A 255-nucleotide genomic window follows, 5' to 3' on the forward strand; every position below is an offset into this window, starting at 1 on the left:
TACCAAAGAGTGAAGTTGAAAGCCGATAGCAGGGAAAAAGAACCAGCCACCAGCTCAACCAAATAGTTATTAAAATATCCGATACTCTCGCTATGAGTTGAGAAACCACCAAGCGAAACTGTGGAAATCCCGTGACAAATAGCATCAAACAAAGGCATTCCTGCAAGTCTATAACAGACAATACAAGCAATACCTAATAAAGAATAAGTTATCCACAGTGTCCGTGACGTATCGGCCAGGCGGGGAGTGAGTTTG

The 255-nt window shown here is 42.7% G+C and carries 1 protein-coding gene; it reads right to left on the reverse strand.

What is annotated here, in order from left to right; translation table 11 throughout:
• Positions 1-255: potassium transporter TrkG (locus SB847_RS21595; protein ID WP_410578734.1), on the reverse strand; the 255-nt coding region annotated here is incomplete at both ends.

Source organism: Bacillus sp. SIMBA_026 (assembly GCF_046535335.1).
Taxonomy (GTDB): domain Bacteria; phylum Bacillota; class Bacilli; order Bacillales; family Bacillaceae; genus Bacillus; species Bacillus velezensis.